Annotated in this window: 13 protein-coding genes and 2 pseudogenes; 7 read left to right on the forward strand and 8 right to left on the reverse strand. The window is 58.7% G+C overall.

Features of this window, described 5'->3' with window-relative positions:
* Positions 1–73 precede the first annotated feature (73 nt).
* The 4 genes from ACYZTK_RS02145 to ACYZTK_RS02160 are packed head-to-tail and all read right to left on the reverse strand — an operon-like array spanning position 74 to position 6,136.
* On the reverse strand, positions 74–1,255 hold the full coding sequence (locus ACYZTK_RS02145; protein ID WP_462012911.1) for a hybrid sensor histidine kinase/response regulator: 1,182 nt from the start codon (positions 1,253–1,255) through the stop codon (positions 74–76).
* Positions 1,249–1,830 carry a chemotaxis protein CheB gene (locus ACYZTK_RS02150; RefSeq protein ID WP_462012912.1) on the reverse strand — a complete coding sequence of 194 codons (582 nt, stop codon included), beginning with the start codon at positions 1,828–1,830 and terminating at the stop codon, positions 1,249–1,251. The genes ACYZTK_RS02145 and ACYZTK_RS02150 overlap by 7 nt, the downstream gene beginning before the upstream one ends.
* Positions 1,827–2,642, reverse strand: a complete 816-nt coding sequence (locus ACYZTK_RS02155; protein ID WP_462012913.1) for a CheR family methyltransferase — start codon at positions 2,640–2,642, stop codon at positions 1,827–1,829. The genes ACYZTK_RS02150 and ACYZTK_RS02155 overlap by 4 nt, the downstream gene beginning before the upstream one ends.
* Complete coding sequence (locus ACYZTK_RS02160; protein ID WP_462012914.1) at positions 2,642–6,136, reverse strand: response regulator; 3,495 nt, start codon at positions 6,134–6,136, stop codon at positions 2,642–2,644. The genes ACYZTK_RS02155 and ACYZTK_RS02160 overlap by 1 nt, the downstream gene beginning before the upstream one ends.
* 259 nt (positions 6,137–6,395) lie before the next feature.
* On the opposite strand from ACYZTK_RS02160, the gene ACYZTK_RS02165 reads away from it, so the two are divergent.
* The 4 genes and pseudogenes from ACYZTK_RS02165 to ACYZTK_RS02180 all read left to right on the forward strand — a co-directional run bounded on the left by ACYZTK_RS02165 (position 6,396) and on the right by ACYZTK_RS02180 (position 9,181).
* Positions 6,396–6,764, forward strand: coding sequence for a response regulator (locus ACYZTK_RS02165; protein WP_462012915.1), 369 nt, complete (start codon positions 6,396–6,398; stop codon positions 6,762–6,764).
* A 92-nt stretch (positions 6,765–6,856) separates the two neighbouring features.
* Positions 6,857–8,152: a glycosyltransferase gene (locus tag ACYZTK_RS02170; protein WP_462012916.1), complete on the forward strand. Its 1,296-nt coding sequence runs from the start codon at positions 6,857–6,859 to the stop codon at positions 8,150–8,152.
* A gap of 49 nt (positions 8,153–8,201) precedes the next feature.
* A pseudogene (locus ACYZTK_RS02175) lies at positions 8,202–8,789 on the forward strand (PfkB family carbohydrate kinase); the annotation flags it as partial.
* 125 nt (positions 8,790–8,914) lie between these two features.
* Positions 8,915–9,181, forward strand: coding sequence for a DUF2790 domain-containing protein (locus tag ACYZTK_RS02180; protein ID WP_462012917.1), 267 nt, complete (start codon positions 8,915–8,917; stop codon positions 9,179–9,181).
* Between the two features lie 64 nt (positions 9,182–9,245).
* On the opposite strand, the gene ACYZTK_RS02185 is transcribed toward ACYZTK_RS02180, so the two are convergent.
* The gene (locus ACYZTK_RS02185; RefSeq protein WP_462012918.1) at positions 9,246–9,515 is read right to left on the reverse strand and encodes a DUF1652 domain-containing protein; all 270 of its coding nucleotides are present in this window, start codon (positions 9,513–9,515) and stop codon (positions 9,246–9,248) included.
* Positions 9,516–9,822: 307 nt separating this feature from the next.
* Between ACYZTK_RS02185 and eco the strand changes: the two genes are divergently transcribed.
* Entirely contained in the window at positions 9,823–10,305 is a 483-nt protein-coding gene (gene eco, locus ACYZTK_RS02190) for a serine protease inhibitor ecotin (RefSeq protein ID WP_462012919.1), read from the forward strand.
* Between the two features lie 23 nt (positions 10,306–10,328).
* Here eco and ilvA read toward each other — a convergent pair.
* Positions 10,329–11,324 (reverse strand): annotated as a pseudogene (gene ilvA / locus ACYZTK_RS02195) (threonine ammonia-lyase, biosynthetic); the annotation flags it as partial.
* 345 nt (positions 11,325–11,669) lie between these two features.
* Here ilvA and ACYZTK_RS02200 point away from each other — a divergent pair.
* Entirely contained in the window at positions 11,670–12,005 is a 336-nt protein-coding gene (locus ACYZTK_RS02200; RefSeq protein ID WP_462012921.1) for a DUF2834 domain-containing protein, read from the forward strand.
* Positions 12,006–12,025: 20 nt separating this feature from the next.
* Here the strand turns inward: ACYZTK_RS02200 and ACYZTK_RS02205 are convergent, their stop codons facing one another.
* Positions 12,026–13,177 (reverse strand): PQQ-dependent sugar dehydrogenase, encoded by a 1,152-nt coding sequence (locus ACYZTK_RS02205; protein ID WP_462012922.1) that lies wholly within the window; start codon positions 13,175–13,177, stop codon positions 12,026–12,028.
* A 39-nt stretch (positions 13,178–13,216) separates the two neighbouring features.
* Complete coding sequence (locus tag ACYZTK_RS02210; RefSeq protein ID WP_462012923.1) at positions 13,217–13,573, reverse strand: hypothetical protein; 357 nt, start codon at positions 13,571–13,573, stop codon at positions 13,217–13,219.
* Between the two features lie 204 nt (positions 13,574–13,777).
* Between ACYZTK_RS02210 and ku the strand changes: the two genes are divergently transcribed.
* On the forward strand, positions 13,778–14,650 hold the full coding sequence (ku, locus tag ACYZTK_RS02215) for a non-homologous end joining protein Ku (RefSeq protein WP_462012924.1): 873 nt from the start codon (positions 13,778–13,780) through the stop codon (positions 14,648–14,650).
* The last annotated feature ends 462 nt before the right edge of the window (positions 14,651–15,112 follow it).

Consider the following 15,112-nt stretch of genomic DNA (forward strand, 5'->3'; position numbering starts at 1 on the left):
AGCCTTTGTTCGGTCAATAGCTGCTGATACGACCGTGGGGTCGACCAGAGGTTGCGTTTATCTGGCTGATTTCCTACAGCGGCAGACAAACGCGAAACAGGGCGCCTTCGCCAATCCGGCTCTCGACGGTAATCGTACCGCCGTGGGCAGTCACAATCTGTTCCGAAATAAACAGGCCCAGGCCCAGACCGGCAACGGCATGCTTGGCCGTGACGCGCTCGAACTGCTGGAAGATCCGCTTCTGGTTTTCTTCACCGATGCCGATGCCTTGATCCCGCACTTCAACCCGCGCCTGACCATTGTCACTGTACACCTTCACCGCGATCGGGCTCTTGGCGCCGTACCGTAAAGCGTTGGTCAACAAGTTTGAGATCACTTGTTCGATGCGAAATTCATCCCAATTGCCCACGACCGCTTCTTCGGCCTCCAGGGACACCGAGGATTCGGCGGCATCGATCTGCGGAGCGAAGTTTTCCAGGAGGGCGCGCACCAGTGCCGAGAGGTCAACGCGGCTCGGACGGATCGACAGCTTGCCGGTACGAATCCGCGAGACATCCAGCATGTCCTCGATCAGGCGGATCAGGCTCTTGATCTGCCGTTCGTCGCGATCGACCATGGCGTGCATCTTGTCCAGGGTGAACGCCGCCGCGTTGTCCCGGGCCAGGTGCATCTTGCGCAACTGCGTTTCCAAAATCAGGCCATTGAGCGGAGTACGCACTTCGTGGGCGACGATCGACATGAAGTCATCGCGCATGCGCACCGCCTGTTCCAGTTCCTGCTGGGTCGTCTGCAGTTGCTTGAGCAGCGCTTCCTGCTCGCGGCGGCTCTGCTCCAAAGCTTCGACCTGTTGTTTCATGGCCTTGCTCTGGCGATACAGGTCGACAAACACGTTGACCTTGCTCTTGACCGCATGGATATCCAGCGGCTTGTGCAGGAAGTCCACGGCGCCACTTTCGTAGCCCTTGAACGCGTAATTCAGCTCGCGACCGGCGGCACTGACGAACACGATCGGGATGTTCTTGGTCTTTTCGGTGCCGCGCATCAGCTCGGCCAGTTCGAAGCCGTTCATGCCCGGCATCTGCACGTCGAGAATGGCCATGGCGAATTCGTGCTGCAGCAGCAGCGACAAGGCTTCGTCAGCGGACAAGGCTTTGTACACCACGCGATCTTCACGCTTGATCAAAGCTTCAAGCGCCAGCAGGTTCTCCGGCAGATCGTCAACGATCAGCAGTTTGGCTTGAATATTACTTAGCATGCGATTCGTTCCAGCTCGACAAGCAGACGGCCGATGCCGTGGATGGGAAGAATGTGGTCCGGTCGATGGGTGGCCAGCGCAGCCCTGGGCATGGTGGCGACCTGCGCCTCTTGCGGGTCCTGGACGATGGTCAGGCCACCGCGGTGCTTGACCTGGGCCAGGCCATCGGCGCCATCACGGTTGGCGCCGGTCAATAGCACCGCTACCAGGTTGACGCCATAGGCGTCTGCCGCAGACTCGAACAGGTAGTCGATGGCGGGACGCGAATGGTGCACGCGATCTTCCAGGCTCAGGGAAAAGGTGCGATCCTGCTCTACCGACAGGTGATAACCGGGCGCTGCAAAATACAGCGTGCCTGGCACCACCGGCGTTTTGTCGATCGCCTCCACCACCGGCATGGAAACCCGGTGCGAGAAGACCTCGGCCAGGTGACTGCGGCGCCCGTCGGGCAAGTGCAGCACCACGATGATCGGCAGGATGAAGCCTTGGCGCAGTGGGCCAAGAATGTTCAGCAAGGCTTCGACACCGCCCGCCGAGGCGCCGATCACGATGGCTTCTATCGAAGGATTGCTCATGATTTGCGGTAGATCCGTTCTTGTTTGACCAAGGGCTCGAACTGCTTGCCTAACGCGGAAAACTCCGGTGTTTCCTTGCTGCCCAGCACCAGGAAGCCGCGATGACACAGCGACTCGTGAAACAAGCCAAAGGCTCGATCCTGAAGTTTTTTATTGAAGTAAATCAACACATTGCGGCATGAAATTAATTGAGTTTCTGAGAACACACTGTCCGTCGCCAGGCTGTGATCGGCGAAGGTTACGTTGTCGCACAGCGTCTTGTCGAAAATCGCGTAACCATAAGCGGCCGTGTAGTACTCGGCAAACGATCGCTGGCCACCGGCCTGCTGATAGTTGGCCGTATAGGCCCGCACGTTCTCCATGGAGAAAATGCCTTGCTTGGCCTTGTCCAGCGAGCGCGGATTGATGTCGGTGGCGTAGATGATGGTGCGATCCAGCAGCCCTTCTTCACGCAGCAGGATCGCCATCGAATAGACTTCTTCGCCGGTGCTGCAACCAGCAATCCAGATCTTGATGGACGGGTAGGTCTTGAGCAACGGCACCACTTCCCGGCGAATGGCGAGGAAGTGCGAAGGGTCACGGAACATCTCGCTGACGGGGATCGTCAGCAATTGCAGCAACTGCATGAACGCGGTCGGATCGTGCAGGACCTTTTCCTGCAGCGCCGAGATGGTCGCGCACTCGAACTGGCCCAACGCGTGCTGCACCCGGCGCTTGATCGAAGCGCCGGAGTAATCGCGAAAGTCATAACTGTACTTGAGGTAAATTGCCTCGATCAACAAGCGCAATTCGATTTCGGTATTGGCTTCCACTAAATGCGTTCCATCTTTGGTAACCACACTCGGATCAGCGAGAACAGGCGATCCAGGTCAATCGGCTTGGCCAGGTAATCGTTGGAGCCGGCCTGCAGGCAACGCTCCTGATCGTCCTTCATCGCCTTGGCCGTCACCGCAATGATCGGCAGCTTGCGCCAGCGCGGGTCCTTGCGGATTTCAATGGTGGCTTCATAACCGTCCATTTCCGGCATCATCACGTCCATCAACACCAGATCGATGTCCTCGACTTCATTCAACTTTTCAATCGCTTCCCGACCGTTACGGCCGATGACCACGACTGCGCCTTTTTGCTCAAGGGCACTGGTGAGGGCGAAGATATTGCGTACGTCATCGTCCACCAGCAGCACCTTGCGACCCTCGAAAACCTTGTCGCGGCTGCGCGCAGTCTTGAGCATCTTTTGCCGTTCATGAGACAGCTGCGATTCGACTTTGTGCAGAAAGAGTGTCACTTCATCGAGCAGACGTTCCGGGGAACGCGCGCCCTTGATGATGATCGAGCGCGAGTACTTGCGCAGCTCGGCCTCTTCGTCGCGAGTGAGGTTGCGCCCGGTGTAGACGATCACCGGCGGGAACGAGCAGATGTCTTCGGTGGACATGCGTTTGAGCAGCTCGTTGCCGAGCATGTCCGGCAACTTCAGGTCGATGATCATGCAGTCGTAGATGGTGGTACGCAACAGCTCCAGCGCCTCCTGAGCGAAGCCCACTGCGGTAATCTCGATGTCTTCCTCACCGATCAACCGGGCAATGCTGTCACGTTGCAAATCGTCGTCTTCCACCAGCAGCACACGCTTGACCTTCTGGGTCAGCTTGGCTTCCAGGCGGGCGAACACGTCCTTGAGCTCCTCGCGGGTGGTGGGCTTGACGGCATAACCGATGGCGCCCATGTGCATGGCGGCTTCCACCCGGTCTTCGACCGAAATCACGTGCACCGGAATGTGCCGGGTGCCTGCGTGTTCCTTCAGGCGCTGCAGCACGGTCAGGCCGGAATGATCCGGCAGGCGCATGTCCAGCAGGATCGCATCAGGAATGTACTCCCTGGCCAGGTCGTAACCTTCGTCAGCTCCATGGGCGACCAGGCACTGGTAACCCAGTTCATGGGCGAGGTCGTAGAGGATGTGCGCGAAGTTCGGCTCATCCTCCACCACCAGGATGCAGCGGGTGGCGAACGGTGCCTTGCTGCGGTCATCGTTGAAGCGCGGGATGTCGACCGGGGCGATCAACGGCACCGGGGCAGCAGGCGCTGCGACTGTATGCGAAACCGCGACCTGTGCGGGAGCCATCGGCTCAACCGGGCTTTCACCCGGCTCGACGTACTGCTGCGGCAGGACCAGGGTGAATACGCTGCCCTGCCCCGGTTCGCTGGTGACACTGATGGAGCCGCCGAGCAATGCCGCCAGGTCCCGGGAAATCGACAGGCCCAGGCCCGTGCCGCCGTAACGGCGGTTGGTGGTGCCGTCAGCCTGGCGGAACGCTTCGAAGATGCTTTCCTGCTGATCAGCGGCAATGCCGATCCCGGAATCGCGCACGACGAACGCAATCCCGTCGCCAGGCGCGCTGGTCACTGTCAGGCTGACCGTGCCTTTCTCAGTGAATTTCACCGCGTTGGACAGCAGATTCTTGATCACCTGCTCCAGGCGCTGACGGTCGGTGTAGATCATCATCGGCGAGCCGGCTTGCAGTTCAATCTGGAAATCCAGCTGCTTGTCCGTGGCCAACGGCTGGAACATGCCGCGCAAACCGTCCACCAGGCGGGCCACGCTGGTGTGCTCGGGCAGCACCTCCAGCTTGCCGGCCTCGACCTTGGAAATGTCGAGGATGTCATTGATCAGGTGCAGCAGGTCGTTACCGGCCGAATAGATCGACTCGGCAAACTTGACCTGCTCGGCGCTGAGGTTGTCCTGGGGGTTTTCCGCCAGCAGCTTGGCCAGGATTAGCGAGCTGTTCAGTGGAGTGCGCAGCTCGTGAGACATGTTGGCGAGGAATTCGGATTTGTATTTGCTCGAACGCTGCAGCTCTTCGGCGCGCTCTTCCAGCTGGACCTGCGCATGGTTGAGCTCGGTGTTCTTCTTGTCCATGGCGTCACGCTGATCGGCAAGGATCTGCGCCTGCTCGGCCAGTTGCTCGTTGGTCTGCTCCAGCTCGACCTGCTGGGTTTCCAGGTGCGCCTGGGATTCCTTGAGGATGCGTGACTGCTCCTCGAGTTCTTCGTTGGCGGTCTTGAGCTCTTCCTGCTGAACCTGCAGTTCCTCGTTGAGTTGCTGGGTTTCCGCCAGCACTTCCTGCAAGCGCTGGCGATAACGCGCAGCCTCGATGGAGGTGCCGATGTTGCCGGCAATCAACTGCATCAGTTCGATATCGCGATCATTCAGCGGGCGCAGGAAGCCCAGTTCGATCACGCCATTGACTGTTTCGTCATCGCTGGTCGGTACCACCAGCACGCTGTGGGGCAGGCCTTCGCCAAGTGCCGAGCTGACCTTGAAGTAATCCTGCGGCACCTTGTCCAGGCGAATCAGCTGGGCCTGCTGGGCGACCTGGCCAACAATCCCTTCGTCGCTGTAGATGTAGTGCTCACGCTCTTCCTGTTCCCGGGAAAAACCGTAGGAGGCGACGCGCTTGAGGCCGCCGTGTTCTTCGCGCACATAGATGGCGGCGACGGCCGTGCCCAGGTACTGCGCACAGAATTGCAGGATGTTGCGCCCCAGCGCATTGAGCGACAACTGCCCCAGGACCTGCTCGGCCAGTTCGGTCTGGCCATTGCGTAGCCAGGCCTGCTGCTCCAGGCGATCAGCGCTGGATTGCTGTGCGGCGAGGTTGGCGGCGTAGTTCTGCGACAGGTTCAGCAGATCGCGACGGCCAATGTAGGCCAGCAGCCCGCTGATACCGGCGACAAACAACAGATAGAGGGTGATGCTCCAGACGGTAGTGCGGCGCACCTCTTCGTTGCGCGTGGTGCGCAACTGCTGCTCCATCTCGATCACGTCTTCGAATTGCTTGCGGATTTCATCGGTCAGGCGCTTGCCGCGCCCGGCCTTGACCGCACCACGGAAGTCGCCGCTGGCGCGTTGCAAGTCAATCATCGACTGCGCGTAGGTTGCCCACTCGGTCTGCAAGGCTTCGAGGCGGCGCAGGCGGTCGGTCTGCACCGGGTTGTCAGCGGTCAGCTCAATCAGTGTGTTGAGCGCGACCTTGACCCGCGGGCGAGCCGTCTCATAGGGTTCGAGAAATTTCTCGTCGCCACTGAGCAAAAAGCCGCGCATTCCGGTTTCCAGATCGACGGTCAGCTTGACCGCTTCATTGGCGTTATTGATCACCCGGTCGGTGTGCTCGACCCATTGAATGGTCGACAGCAGGTAAGTAATCAGCGCGACAAAGAACACCGCGCTGACAGCGCCTACGCCCAGCGGCAGGCTGACGTTGCGGCTCAGCAGTTTGCGAAAGCGTTGCTCATCTACCGAAGACGCAGTGGACATTTGGGAGCCTTGTCGAACGATTAAAAAACACGGAGTTTGCCCCAAAACTGCCTCTGTGATCCAATTTTCTGACGCAATTATCAGCAAAATCCTACATTCAGCTGCTCCAGCTCAACGGAGCGGTTATCCTTGCGGTGCTGAGCGTCTATGCTTTTTTGCAGAACGGGGGGAACTTGTCGGGTCCCGCCGTTTACTCAAGCAAGACCCCGGCAGATTTGATCGACCGGCCCTCGCCACTTCATTCTTTGGGAACCTATTTATGCTTTCCGCTCAGCCCATCATCCTGGTAGTCGAAGACGACGACATCGTGCGCATGTTGATCGTCGATGTGCTGGAGGAACTGGAGTTCAGGGTGCTGGAAGCCGATGGCAGTGAGCAGGCTCTGGAGCAACTCGCAAAAGCCGAGCAGCGCATCGATTTGATGATGACTGACGTGGGCCTGCCGGGGATGGATGGCCGGGAGCTCGCTCAGGAGGCGCGAGAGTTGCGGCCGCAGCTGCCCATCCTGTTCGCCAGCGGTTATGCCGAAAGCATCGACGTACCTGCGGGCATGCAGGTCATCGGCAAGCCGTTCTCGATCGATCAGTTGCGCGACAAGGTCAAGAGCATCCTGGAAGCGGCACGCTAACCCCTACGGCAGCAGGTTCGGGGTTGGTTGTGGTTTAATTGCGCGCTTTTTTGCCCTCCATTGCCCCTGCCCGCTTCTAGGAACCACCCTTCATGAGTCAGCCCCGCGCAGCCAAAGTCCTGGTTATTGGTTACGTTTGGCCCGAGCCGCGCTCTTCGGCGGCCAGCGGGCATGTGATGCAAATCCTCGAGACTTTCCTGCAGCAAGGCTGGGACATCACTTTCAGCAGCCCGGCTGGCGCCGGCGAACACCCGGCTGACCTCGCGGCACTGGGCATTCGCCAGGTGCCAATCGAGCTCAATAACAGTAGCTTCGACTCATTCGTCAGCGAGTTGGCCCCGGATATCGTGCTGTTCGACCAGTTCATGATGGAAGAACAGTTCGGCTGGCGCGTGGAAAAACACTGCCCGGCGGCCCTGCGGGTGCTGGAGACCTCCGACTTGCAGAGCCTGCGCCACGCAAGGCAGCAACGGCTCAAGGAGCGTTTGAAGGTCAGCGAAGACCTGGATGACTTCAACCAATTGTTTGCCCCTGCGTTACGCCAGGAATTCAAACTCATGGCCGGGGAAGACCTGGCCAAGCGTGAAATCGCCGCGATCTATCGCTGCGACCTGACCCTGATGATTTCCGAAGTGGAAATCGAGTTGCTGGTGGAACAGTTCAAGGTGCCTGGTGAATTACTGCACTGGTGCCCGCTGATGGTCGAGGCGGCGTCCAAGCCGCCAGTGGACTTTGAAGATCGGGCTAATTTTCTCAGCATCGGCAACTTCCGACATGCGCCGAACTGGGATGCCGTGCTGTGGCTGAAGACCACGATCTGGCCGTTGATTCGCCAACAGTTACCTGGCGCCCAGCTGCATATATATGGTGCCTACACGCCCCCCAAGGCGACTGCCTTGCATAATGCAGCCCAGGGTTTTCATGTGATGAACTGGGCTGAGGATGCCTTGCAGGTGATGTCGGCCACGAGGGTGTGCCTGGCACCGTTGCGCTTTGGCGCGGGGATCAAGGGCAAGCTGGTGGACGCGATGCTTTGCGGCACACCTAATGTCACCACGCCGATCGGGGCTGAAGGCATGCACGGCGACGAGCCTTGGCCGGGGGCGGTTACTTGCACCGCCCAGGCGTTTGCGGACAGCGCGGTGCAACTGCACAACGACCGCGTACTCTGGCTTGACGCACAGGCCAGAGGCCTGGAATTGCTCGCGCGCCGTTATCGCCACGCGCAACATGGCCCGGCACTGATCGCGCGCCTGCAGCACTGTCTTGAACAGCTGGCGACGATCCGCAGGGACAATTTTACTGGCAGCATGTTGCGCCATCATCAGCACAAGAGCACTCAGTACATGTCGCAGTGGATTGAAGCGAAAAACCGCAAACCTCAATGACCGCTATCGACAGCATGTCGCAACCCTTTGAAGAGTGAACAATCATGTAGGCCTGCACATCGGTTCATTCTCGCTGGTGGTGCAGCCGATCGCCGACACTCTGCTAGCCCTGGTTCGCCGGGAAAGCGGCAAGCGTCTGATCAGCCTCGATCCAAATGTGCGCCTTAATCCAGAGCCGAATATCGAGCTGTGGCGGTCCCGGGTGGCGACGCTGGTCGAACACGCCGACCTGATCAAGGTCAGCGATGAGGAGCTCGGCCTGTTGTACCCCGAGCAGGATCCGCAGCGGGTGATCGAAAGCTGGCTGGAGCATCGTTGTCAGCTGGTGTTCCTGACCCGCGGTGGCGAGGGCGCGACGGTATTCAGTCGTCGCCATGGTTCGTGGTCGGTGCCGGCTTGTGCCGTGCAGATTGCCGATACCGTGGGCGCCGGGGACACCTTCCAGGCGGCATTGATTACCTGGCTGACGGAACAGCAACTGGATTGGGTGCAGGGGTTGCAGCAGCTGAGCCGTGAGCAGATAGATGAGATGCTCAAGTTTGCGGTACAGGCGGCTGCATTGACCTGTACCAGGACCGGGCCGGATCTGCCGTATCGGCATCAGCTCCACCCGACAGGTGGCATTCAGGCAGGTTAACCATCCGTTAACGCTGCGGTCCAAGAATTACTGGACCGCACGCCTGCAGGCTTGCCTGACAGCCCAGTGCGGATTGCTTGACCTCGATGGTCGGGCTGACTGACTGTCTGCGCTGGAGTACCTTCATGAATACTCACACCTTATTGCTCGCCACCGCCCTTGCAAGCCTTTCCTCGATGGGGCTTGCCCAGGCCAATGAAACCATTACTACCCAGGTAGTCCCGTATCATTATGGAATGCCGCTGCATGTAGCCAAGGTGATTGCCCTGACCGAGCCTTCGACCATGGACTGCAAAGTGGTCACTGCCGAGATGAAATACATCGACAACACGGGCAAACCTTCGCAGATCAGTTATCGCAAATTGTCGGACGCCTGCAGTCTGCAGAGCTGACGAAAAAAGGGTCTGGCCTGTTGCCAGGCCAGAACCTTTCAGGAATGCGTCAGAGCGTCGGCACCTAAAATGCCTTGCGGTCCGGGTGCAGTGTTTGCAGGTGTGCTCGCTGGCTGATGTCAGAACGCAGCCCCACGATTAACTCATTGATTTCGCGACGACCATTGAGATGCCGCGCGTCGATGCCGGACTTGCACAGATCAACCTGATCCGTTTCACCGTCCGAGTAAACCTTGATTGTCATCGAAAGATCGGGTGACAAGGTACATAAGCAACGTTTGGGCAGAAAACTGGTTTCAATGATATTGCGTAGTTCCAAGGCAGAAAGAAACATGGCGACCCTCTCCTTATTGTCAGATGGCCAATTAAAATGCGGCGCTGACTCAATGAACTTGCGTGGTCAGCTTGAGAACTAATTGAGCATAAATCATGCCCGCAAATGCGCTCGGTTGCTCATCGTGAAATCAATGGTTTACCCGGTATGCAGACCGACGGTAGCGTGCAAATTGCAAGAACAACGGCTTGCTCTCTTGCATATTGCAACATTGTGATTCCCCGTTTGCATCAGTGGCTCATTGCGATAAAAATGGCGCATCACAGGTTCAGTATCCGCTGAACTAACCACCAAGCAAGGAAGCATCATGGATTCATTGATCCGTAACACTACCATTGGGCTGATTATCGCCGGGCTCTCAACAATGGCTCAGGCCAATCCGTCCGAAGACACTGCCAAATTCCCCAAGGCCGAAAATGGCATCGCCCGCCATGTCATTCGCCTGGCCCCGCACACGGATGAGGACAACTACAAAGTGGAAATCCTCGCCGGTAAAACCTTGACCGTTGATTGCAACCTCCAACGTTTAGGCGGCATGCTCGAGGAGAAAAACCTTGAAGGTTGGGGTTACTCCTTCTACCGGCTTGAACGAGTCACAGGTCCCATAAGCACGCGAATGGCTTGCCCCGATGGCAAGAGGACAAATGGCTTCGTGCCGTTCGTCGGTGACGGCTTCATGCTGCGCTACAACAGCAAGCTGCCGATCGTGCTCTACGTGCCCAAGGACGTCGAAGTTCGCTACCGAATCTGGTCCGCGTCCAGCAAGATCGAAAAAGCCGTTCAGGAATAACCCTCTCAAGCCGTAGCGCCGCTCAATGCGGCGCGCTCGGCGACGTGGCGCAGACTGTCGAAATTGATGTTGGCGCCGGAGTCGATGGCCACCAGCGTCTGCCCTCGCACGCCAGTCTGCGCCACGAACTTCTTGATCCCCGCCACGGCCAATGCACCGGAAGGTTCGGTGATAGAGCGGGTATCGTCGTAGATATTCTTGATCGCGGCGCAGAGCTCGTCATTGCTGACGGTGATGACTTCGTCGACGCAAAATTGGCACAGTTCAAAACCGTAGGCACCGATCTGGGCGACGGCGACCCCATCGGCGAAAGTACCGACGCTGGGCAGGACCACGCGCTCGCCCGCTGCCAAGGCTGCGGACAGGCACGCGGAGTGTTCCGACTCCACCCCGATGATGCGCACTTCTGGCCGCAGGTATTTGACGTAGGCGCCGATGCCGGCGATTAAGCCGCCACCGCCTACCGGGACAAAAATCGCGTCGAGCGGCCCATTGTGTTGACGCAGGATCTCCATGGCGACAGTGCCCTGACCGGCAATCACGTCTTGATCGTCAAACGGCGAAACGAATGTACAACCGCTTTGTTCTGCCAGGCTCAGGGCATATGCCAGGGCAAACGGAAAACTATCCCCGTGCAGCACGGCCTCGCCCTCCCGGCTGCGCACCCCGAGCACCTTCAATTCCGGCGTGGTGGCGGGCATGACGATGGTCGCGGCAATTCCCAGCTCACGCGCTGCCAGCGCTACGCCCTGAGCATGATTGCCGGCTGACGCGGTGATCACGCCACGTGCTTTTTGCTCATCGCTCAATTGCACGAGCTTGCTGTACGCGCCGCGGATCTTGAAGGAAAAGGTCGGCTGCAGGTCCTCGCGTTTCAGCAGGATGTGGTTGCCCAGGGCTTCAGACAGCGCCGGCGCTGGTTGCAATGGTGTGCGTACCGCCAGTTCGTAGACGGGAGCAGCCAGGATCTTTTTGACGTAACGCTCAAGCAATGTTCGCTGCAAATGTGTGCAATTCATAAACGTCTCCGGTGGTCGCCCCGTAGGAGCTGCCGAAGGCTGCGATCTTTTGATCTTGTTTTGTAAGCAATCAAAATCAAAAGATCGCAGCCTTCGGCAGCTCCTACAGGGGTACCTTTAAAACCCTGGAGACAGAAAGTAAAAACCCGCCTCGAGGGCGGGTTGGGTGCTGCAGTCGTGAGCTAGCCCGCCAAATAAGGAATGGCGGTAATAATGCTTTGCTGGCAGCGCGATACGTTCAAAGTCATAAGCAGAAACTAGCCGGCGACCCGTGCCAAGTCAATGGCTAATTGCATTTGGCCATTGTAGGCTTGGGGTCCAATCAGCGTCCCAAGGAAGGAACCCATGAAGTCCATCGCCCTGCCCCTCATCGCCCTGATCGCATTCGCCGGGTATACCGTATCGGTGATGCTGCAAGCCGAACAGTCGTTGATCGACTTCGGCATCAGCCTGATGTCACGCCCTGACACCGCACAGGTAGTTATCGACCTTTACCTGCTGGCAACGCTGGCCGGGATCTGGATCTACCGGGATGCAAGGAGCCGTGGCCAGTCCCGGTTATCAGTAGTGCCTTATCTGTTGATCACCGCGATTTTTGTATCGATTGGGCCGTTGCTGTACCTGGTGGTGCGTGGCCTGCAGGATCGCAGGAAAACCATTGGCCAACACGCGCCCTTGTGAGAGAGCGCGAATTTCGCTTTTTACTTAAGCCCCACCTTGTACAACACACCATCACTCTCATCGGTGAGTACATACAAATAGCCATCCGGGCCTTGCCGTACATCCCGGATGCGCTTGTCGAGCTCACCCATCAAGCGCTCTTGGTGGACAACTCTGTCGCCATCGAATTGCAGGCGGATAAGTTCACGGCTCACCAGCGCTCCCATGAACACATTGTGTTGCCACTCCTTGAAACGGTCAGCGTCGTAGAACGCCATGCCGCTCAGCCCTGGGGATTTCTCCCAGACATGGTGCGGCGCCACAGTGCCTTCTGCCGTTTTACCGGTGGATTCCGGAATTGGCTGGCCTGAATAGTTGATGCCGTGGGTGGCTAGCGGCCAACCGTAGTTCTTGCCGCGCTCGATGATGTTCAGCTCGTCACCGCCGCGCGGGCCATGCTCGGTTTCCCACAGTACGCCCGTCCAGGGATTGAGCGCAGCGCCTTGCGGATTGCGCTGGCCATAGGACCAGATTTCCGGGCGCACCCCATTTTGGCCGAAAAAGGGATTGTCGTCCGGTACGCGGCCATCCGGATAGATCCGCACCACCTTGCCTTGCAGCTTGTCGAGGTCCTGGGCGGTTGGCCGGTCGTTGTTTTCACCCAGGGTGATAAACAGGTAACCGTCTCGGTCGAACACCAGGCGCGAGCCGAAGTGGTTGCCAACCGAGAGCTTGGGCTCCTGGCGGAAAATCACTTTGAAATTTTTCAGGGTCGTCAAATCTTCAGACAGCTGCCCCCGCCCCACTGCGGTCCCGGCCTTGTCGCCTTTGCCGCCGCCCTCGGCGTAAGACAGGTAGACGGTTCGATCCTGCTTGAAGTCGGGAGACAGGACGACATCCAGCAGGCCGCCCTGGCCCTTGGCCCACACGTCCGGCACACCGCTGATCGGTGCCGACAGCTTGCCGTCGGCGTTGACCACTCGAAGATTGCCCGCACGCTCGGTCACCAGCATACCCTGGCGATCGGGAAGAAACGCCAGGGCCCAGGGATGTTCCAGCCCCTGCGCGAGAGTGGTCACTTCGAGCGTGCCCTGCTCGCTTTTCAGTTCCTGAACAGGCGCCGCAATGGCAAATGAGGCCGTGGTGAATATGGCGCTGGCGCAAACGCTGGCCAGGAGGGTTTTTCGCAACATGCACAATTCCTTATGTTGTCAAAATGACTTGCCGAACCCTTACCGATTGCTGGTATCGGCATCTCGATGGGGTGGATTGGGTATGAACTTGGGAGGGCTGGCCGGCGTGGTGCGATTTTGCGGATAGCGATTACCGACTCCACCGTTGTCCAGCGTCGACGGCCGGGGCACGGGAACGGTGTTGGGCCCGCGTATCGCCGGCGCGCTGGGTTGCGTGCCCTGCATGCTATTAGGGTTAGCCCGGCGGATGGGGCTGTTGTAGGGATTGCTGGAGCTGCCCGTCGGACTTTGCGCCAACAGCATCGGCTCGGCCGTTGCGGCGACCTCGGCCTGGGCCAGATTGCTCAGCGCGCCACTCAATGCCAGTGCGGTAGTGACCAGCACAAACCTGTTCATCGGGAAACCTCTCGACGTGAGCGTGGATAGGGTCTTCGATACCACGCTACGCCCGGGGTTCTGTTTTGTTAACCAAAACCTCCTGCAGAAGATGTAACACCAGTTGACCTCTGCGCCCTGCGCGTCGGCGGGCCGGGCCTCAACGCGCTGAAACTTTTGCCCGGCGACGCGGGTCACCTGATCATCACTCGCGAGTAGACGACCATGGCACGTGCAATCTGGAAAGGCGCAATCAGTTTCGGTCTGGTGCATATCCCTGTGGCGCTGGTCTCGGCGACGTCTTCCCAAGGGGTGGATTTCGACTGGCTGGACAGTCGCAGCATGGATCCGGTGGGCTACAAACGGGTGAACAAGGTCACGGGCAAGGAGGTAACCAAGGAGAATATCGTCAAAGGCGTGCAGTACGAAAAAGGCCGCTACGTGGTACTCAGCGAGGAAGAGATCAAGTCGGCGCATCCTCTTTCCACCCAGACCATCGATATTTTCTCCTTCGTCGACAGCGAACAGATCCCGCTGCAGAACATCGACCGCCCCTACTACCTGGCGCCGGACAAGCGCGGCGGCAAGGTGTATGCCCTGCTGCGCGAAACCCTGAGCAAAACCAATAAGGTCGCGCTCTGCCATGTGGTCCTGCACACCCGCCAGCATCTGGCGGCATTGATGCCGCTGGAGTCGGCGATGGTGCTGGTGATGCTGCGCTGGCCCGAAGAGGTGCGCAGCCTCGACACCCTGGAGCTGGGCAGCGAAGTGACCGAGGCGAAGCTGGTCAAGGGCGAACTCGAGATGGCCAAGCGTCTGGTGGAGGACATGAGCGGAGACTGGTCGCCGGACGACTATCGCGACAGCTTCGAGGACAAGATCATGGCCCTGGTTGAGAAGAAGGCCAATGAAGGGAAGATTGAAGATGTGGAAACAGCGACCGGCGAGGAACAGCGCAAGACGGCTGATGTCATCGATTTGACCGAGCTGCTCAAGCGCAGCTTGGGCGCGAAGGCAGCGAGCAAGCCTGCGCCGAAAGCCAAGCCGGCGTCGAAGGCGGCGCCGGCGAAGAAGACTTCCAAGCGCTCAACCGGTTGATTTCAAGCCGCCTGATCGTTTACCTCTATCGCGAGCAGGCTCACCTCTACAGGGCTTTTTCAGCGGACATTGTCACACGTCAGGAGTGAACAAACTGCATTCCATGCCTGTCGGCATCAGGCCCAAAGCAGGCATTCCACGCACAGTTCCTAACCGGCAGTTAGCCCATCCATGTGAAAAACTGTCCGCTGATGCCGCCAAAGCGTCCGACTGGCCTCAACGCCCTATCGTTTAAAGAGCCAGACCAGTACAATCGCCGCCAAACATTACGCGCCCCCCTTGGTTGATGACGGGAATGAACCCCGTGTCAGCGCACTTCGACTCGGGCCAAGCGCTCCATATGCTGCTGTCCACTTATTGCCAGATGGACCTTCCGCTTCTGACCGGGATGAATTTCTCGTGGTTTGGATACCGGAAACGGGTACTGAATCGGTACTGCCGCAACCCTAGCTACTCTGAATG

This window comes from Pseudomonas sp. LB3P31 (assembly GCF_054897945.1).

What these genes read in the sequence shown, in the direction of transcription:
- ACYZTK_RS02145 (WP_462012911.1), bottom strand. Translation starts at nt 1,255, where the DNA reads ATGCTAAGTAATATTCAAGCCAAACTGCTGATCGTTGACGATCTGCCG.
- ACYZTK_RS02150 (WP_462012912.1), bottom strand. Translation starts at nt 1,830, where the DNA reads ATGAGCAATCCTTCGATAGAAGCCATCGTGATCGGCGCCTCGGCGGGC.
- ACYZTK_RS02160 (WP_462012914.1), bottom strand. Translation starts at nt 6,136, where the DNA reads ATGTCCACTGCGTCTTCGGTAGATGAGCAACGCTTTCGCAAACTGCTG.
- ACYZTK_RS02165 (WP_462012915.1), top strand. Translation starts at nt 6,396, where the DNA reads ATGCTTTCCGCTCAGCCCATCATCCTGGTAGTCGAAGACGACGACATC.
- ACYZTK_RS02170 (WP_462012916.1), top strand. Translation starts at nt 6,857, where the DNA reads ATGAGTCAGCCCCGCGCAGCCAAAGTCCTGGTTATTGGTTACGTTTGG.
- ACYZTK_RS02180 (WP_462012917.1), top strand. Translation starts at nt 8,915, where the DNA reads ATGAATACTCACACCTTATTGCTCGCCACCGCCCTTGCAAGCCTTTCC.
- ACYZTK_RS02185 (WP_462012918.1), bottom strand. Translation starts at nt 9,515, where the DNA reads ATGTTTCTTTCTGCCTTGGAACTACGCAATATCATTGAAACCAGTTTT.
- eco (WP_462012919.1), top strand. Translation starts at nt 9,823, where the DNA reads ATGGATTCATTGATCCGTAACACTACCATTGGGCTGATTATCGCCGGG.
- ACYZTK_RS02200 (WP_462012921.1), top strand. Translation starts at nt 11,670, where the DNA reads ATGAAGTCCATCGCCCTGCCCCTCATCGCCCTGATCGCATTCGCCGGG.
- ACYZTK_RS02205 (WP_462012922.1), bottom strand. Translation starts at nt 13,177, where the DNA reads ATGTTGCGAAAAACCCTCCTGGCCAGCGTTTGCGCCAGCGCCATATTC.
- ACYZTK_RS02210 (WP_462012923.1), bottom strand. Translation starts at nt 13,573, where the DNA reads ATGAACAGGTTTGTGCTGGTCACTACCGCACTGGCATTGAGTGGCGCG.
- ku (WP_462012924.1), top strand. Translation starts at nt 13,778, where the DNA reads ATGGCACGTGCAATCTGGAAAGGCGCAATCAGTTTCGGTCTGGTGCAT.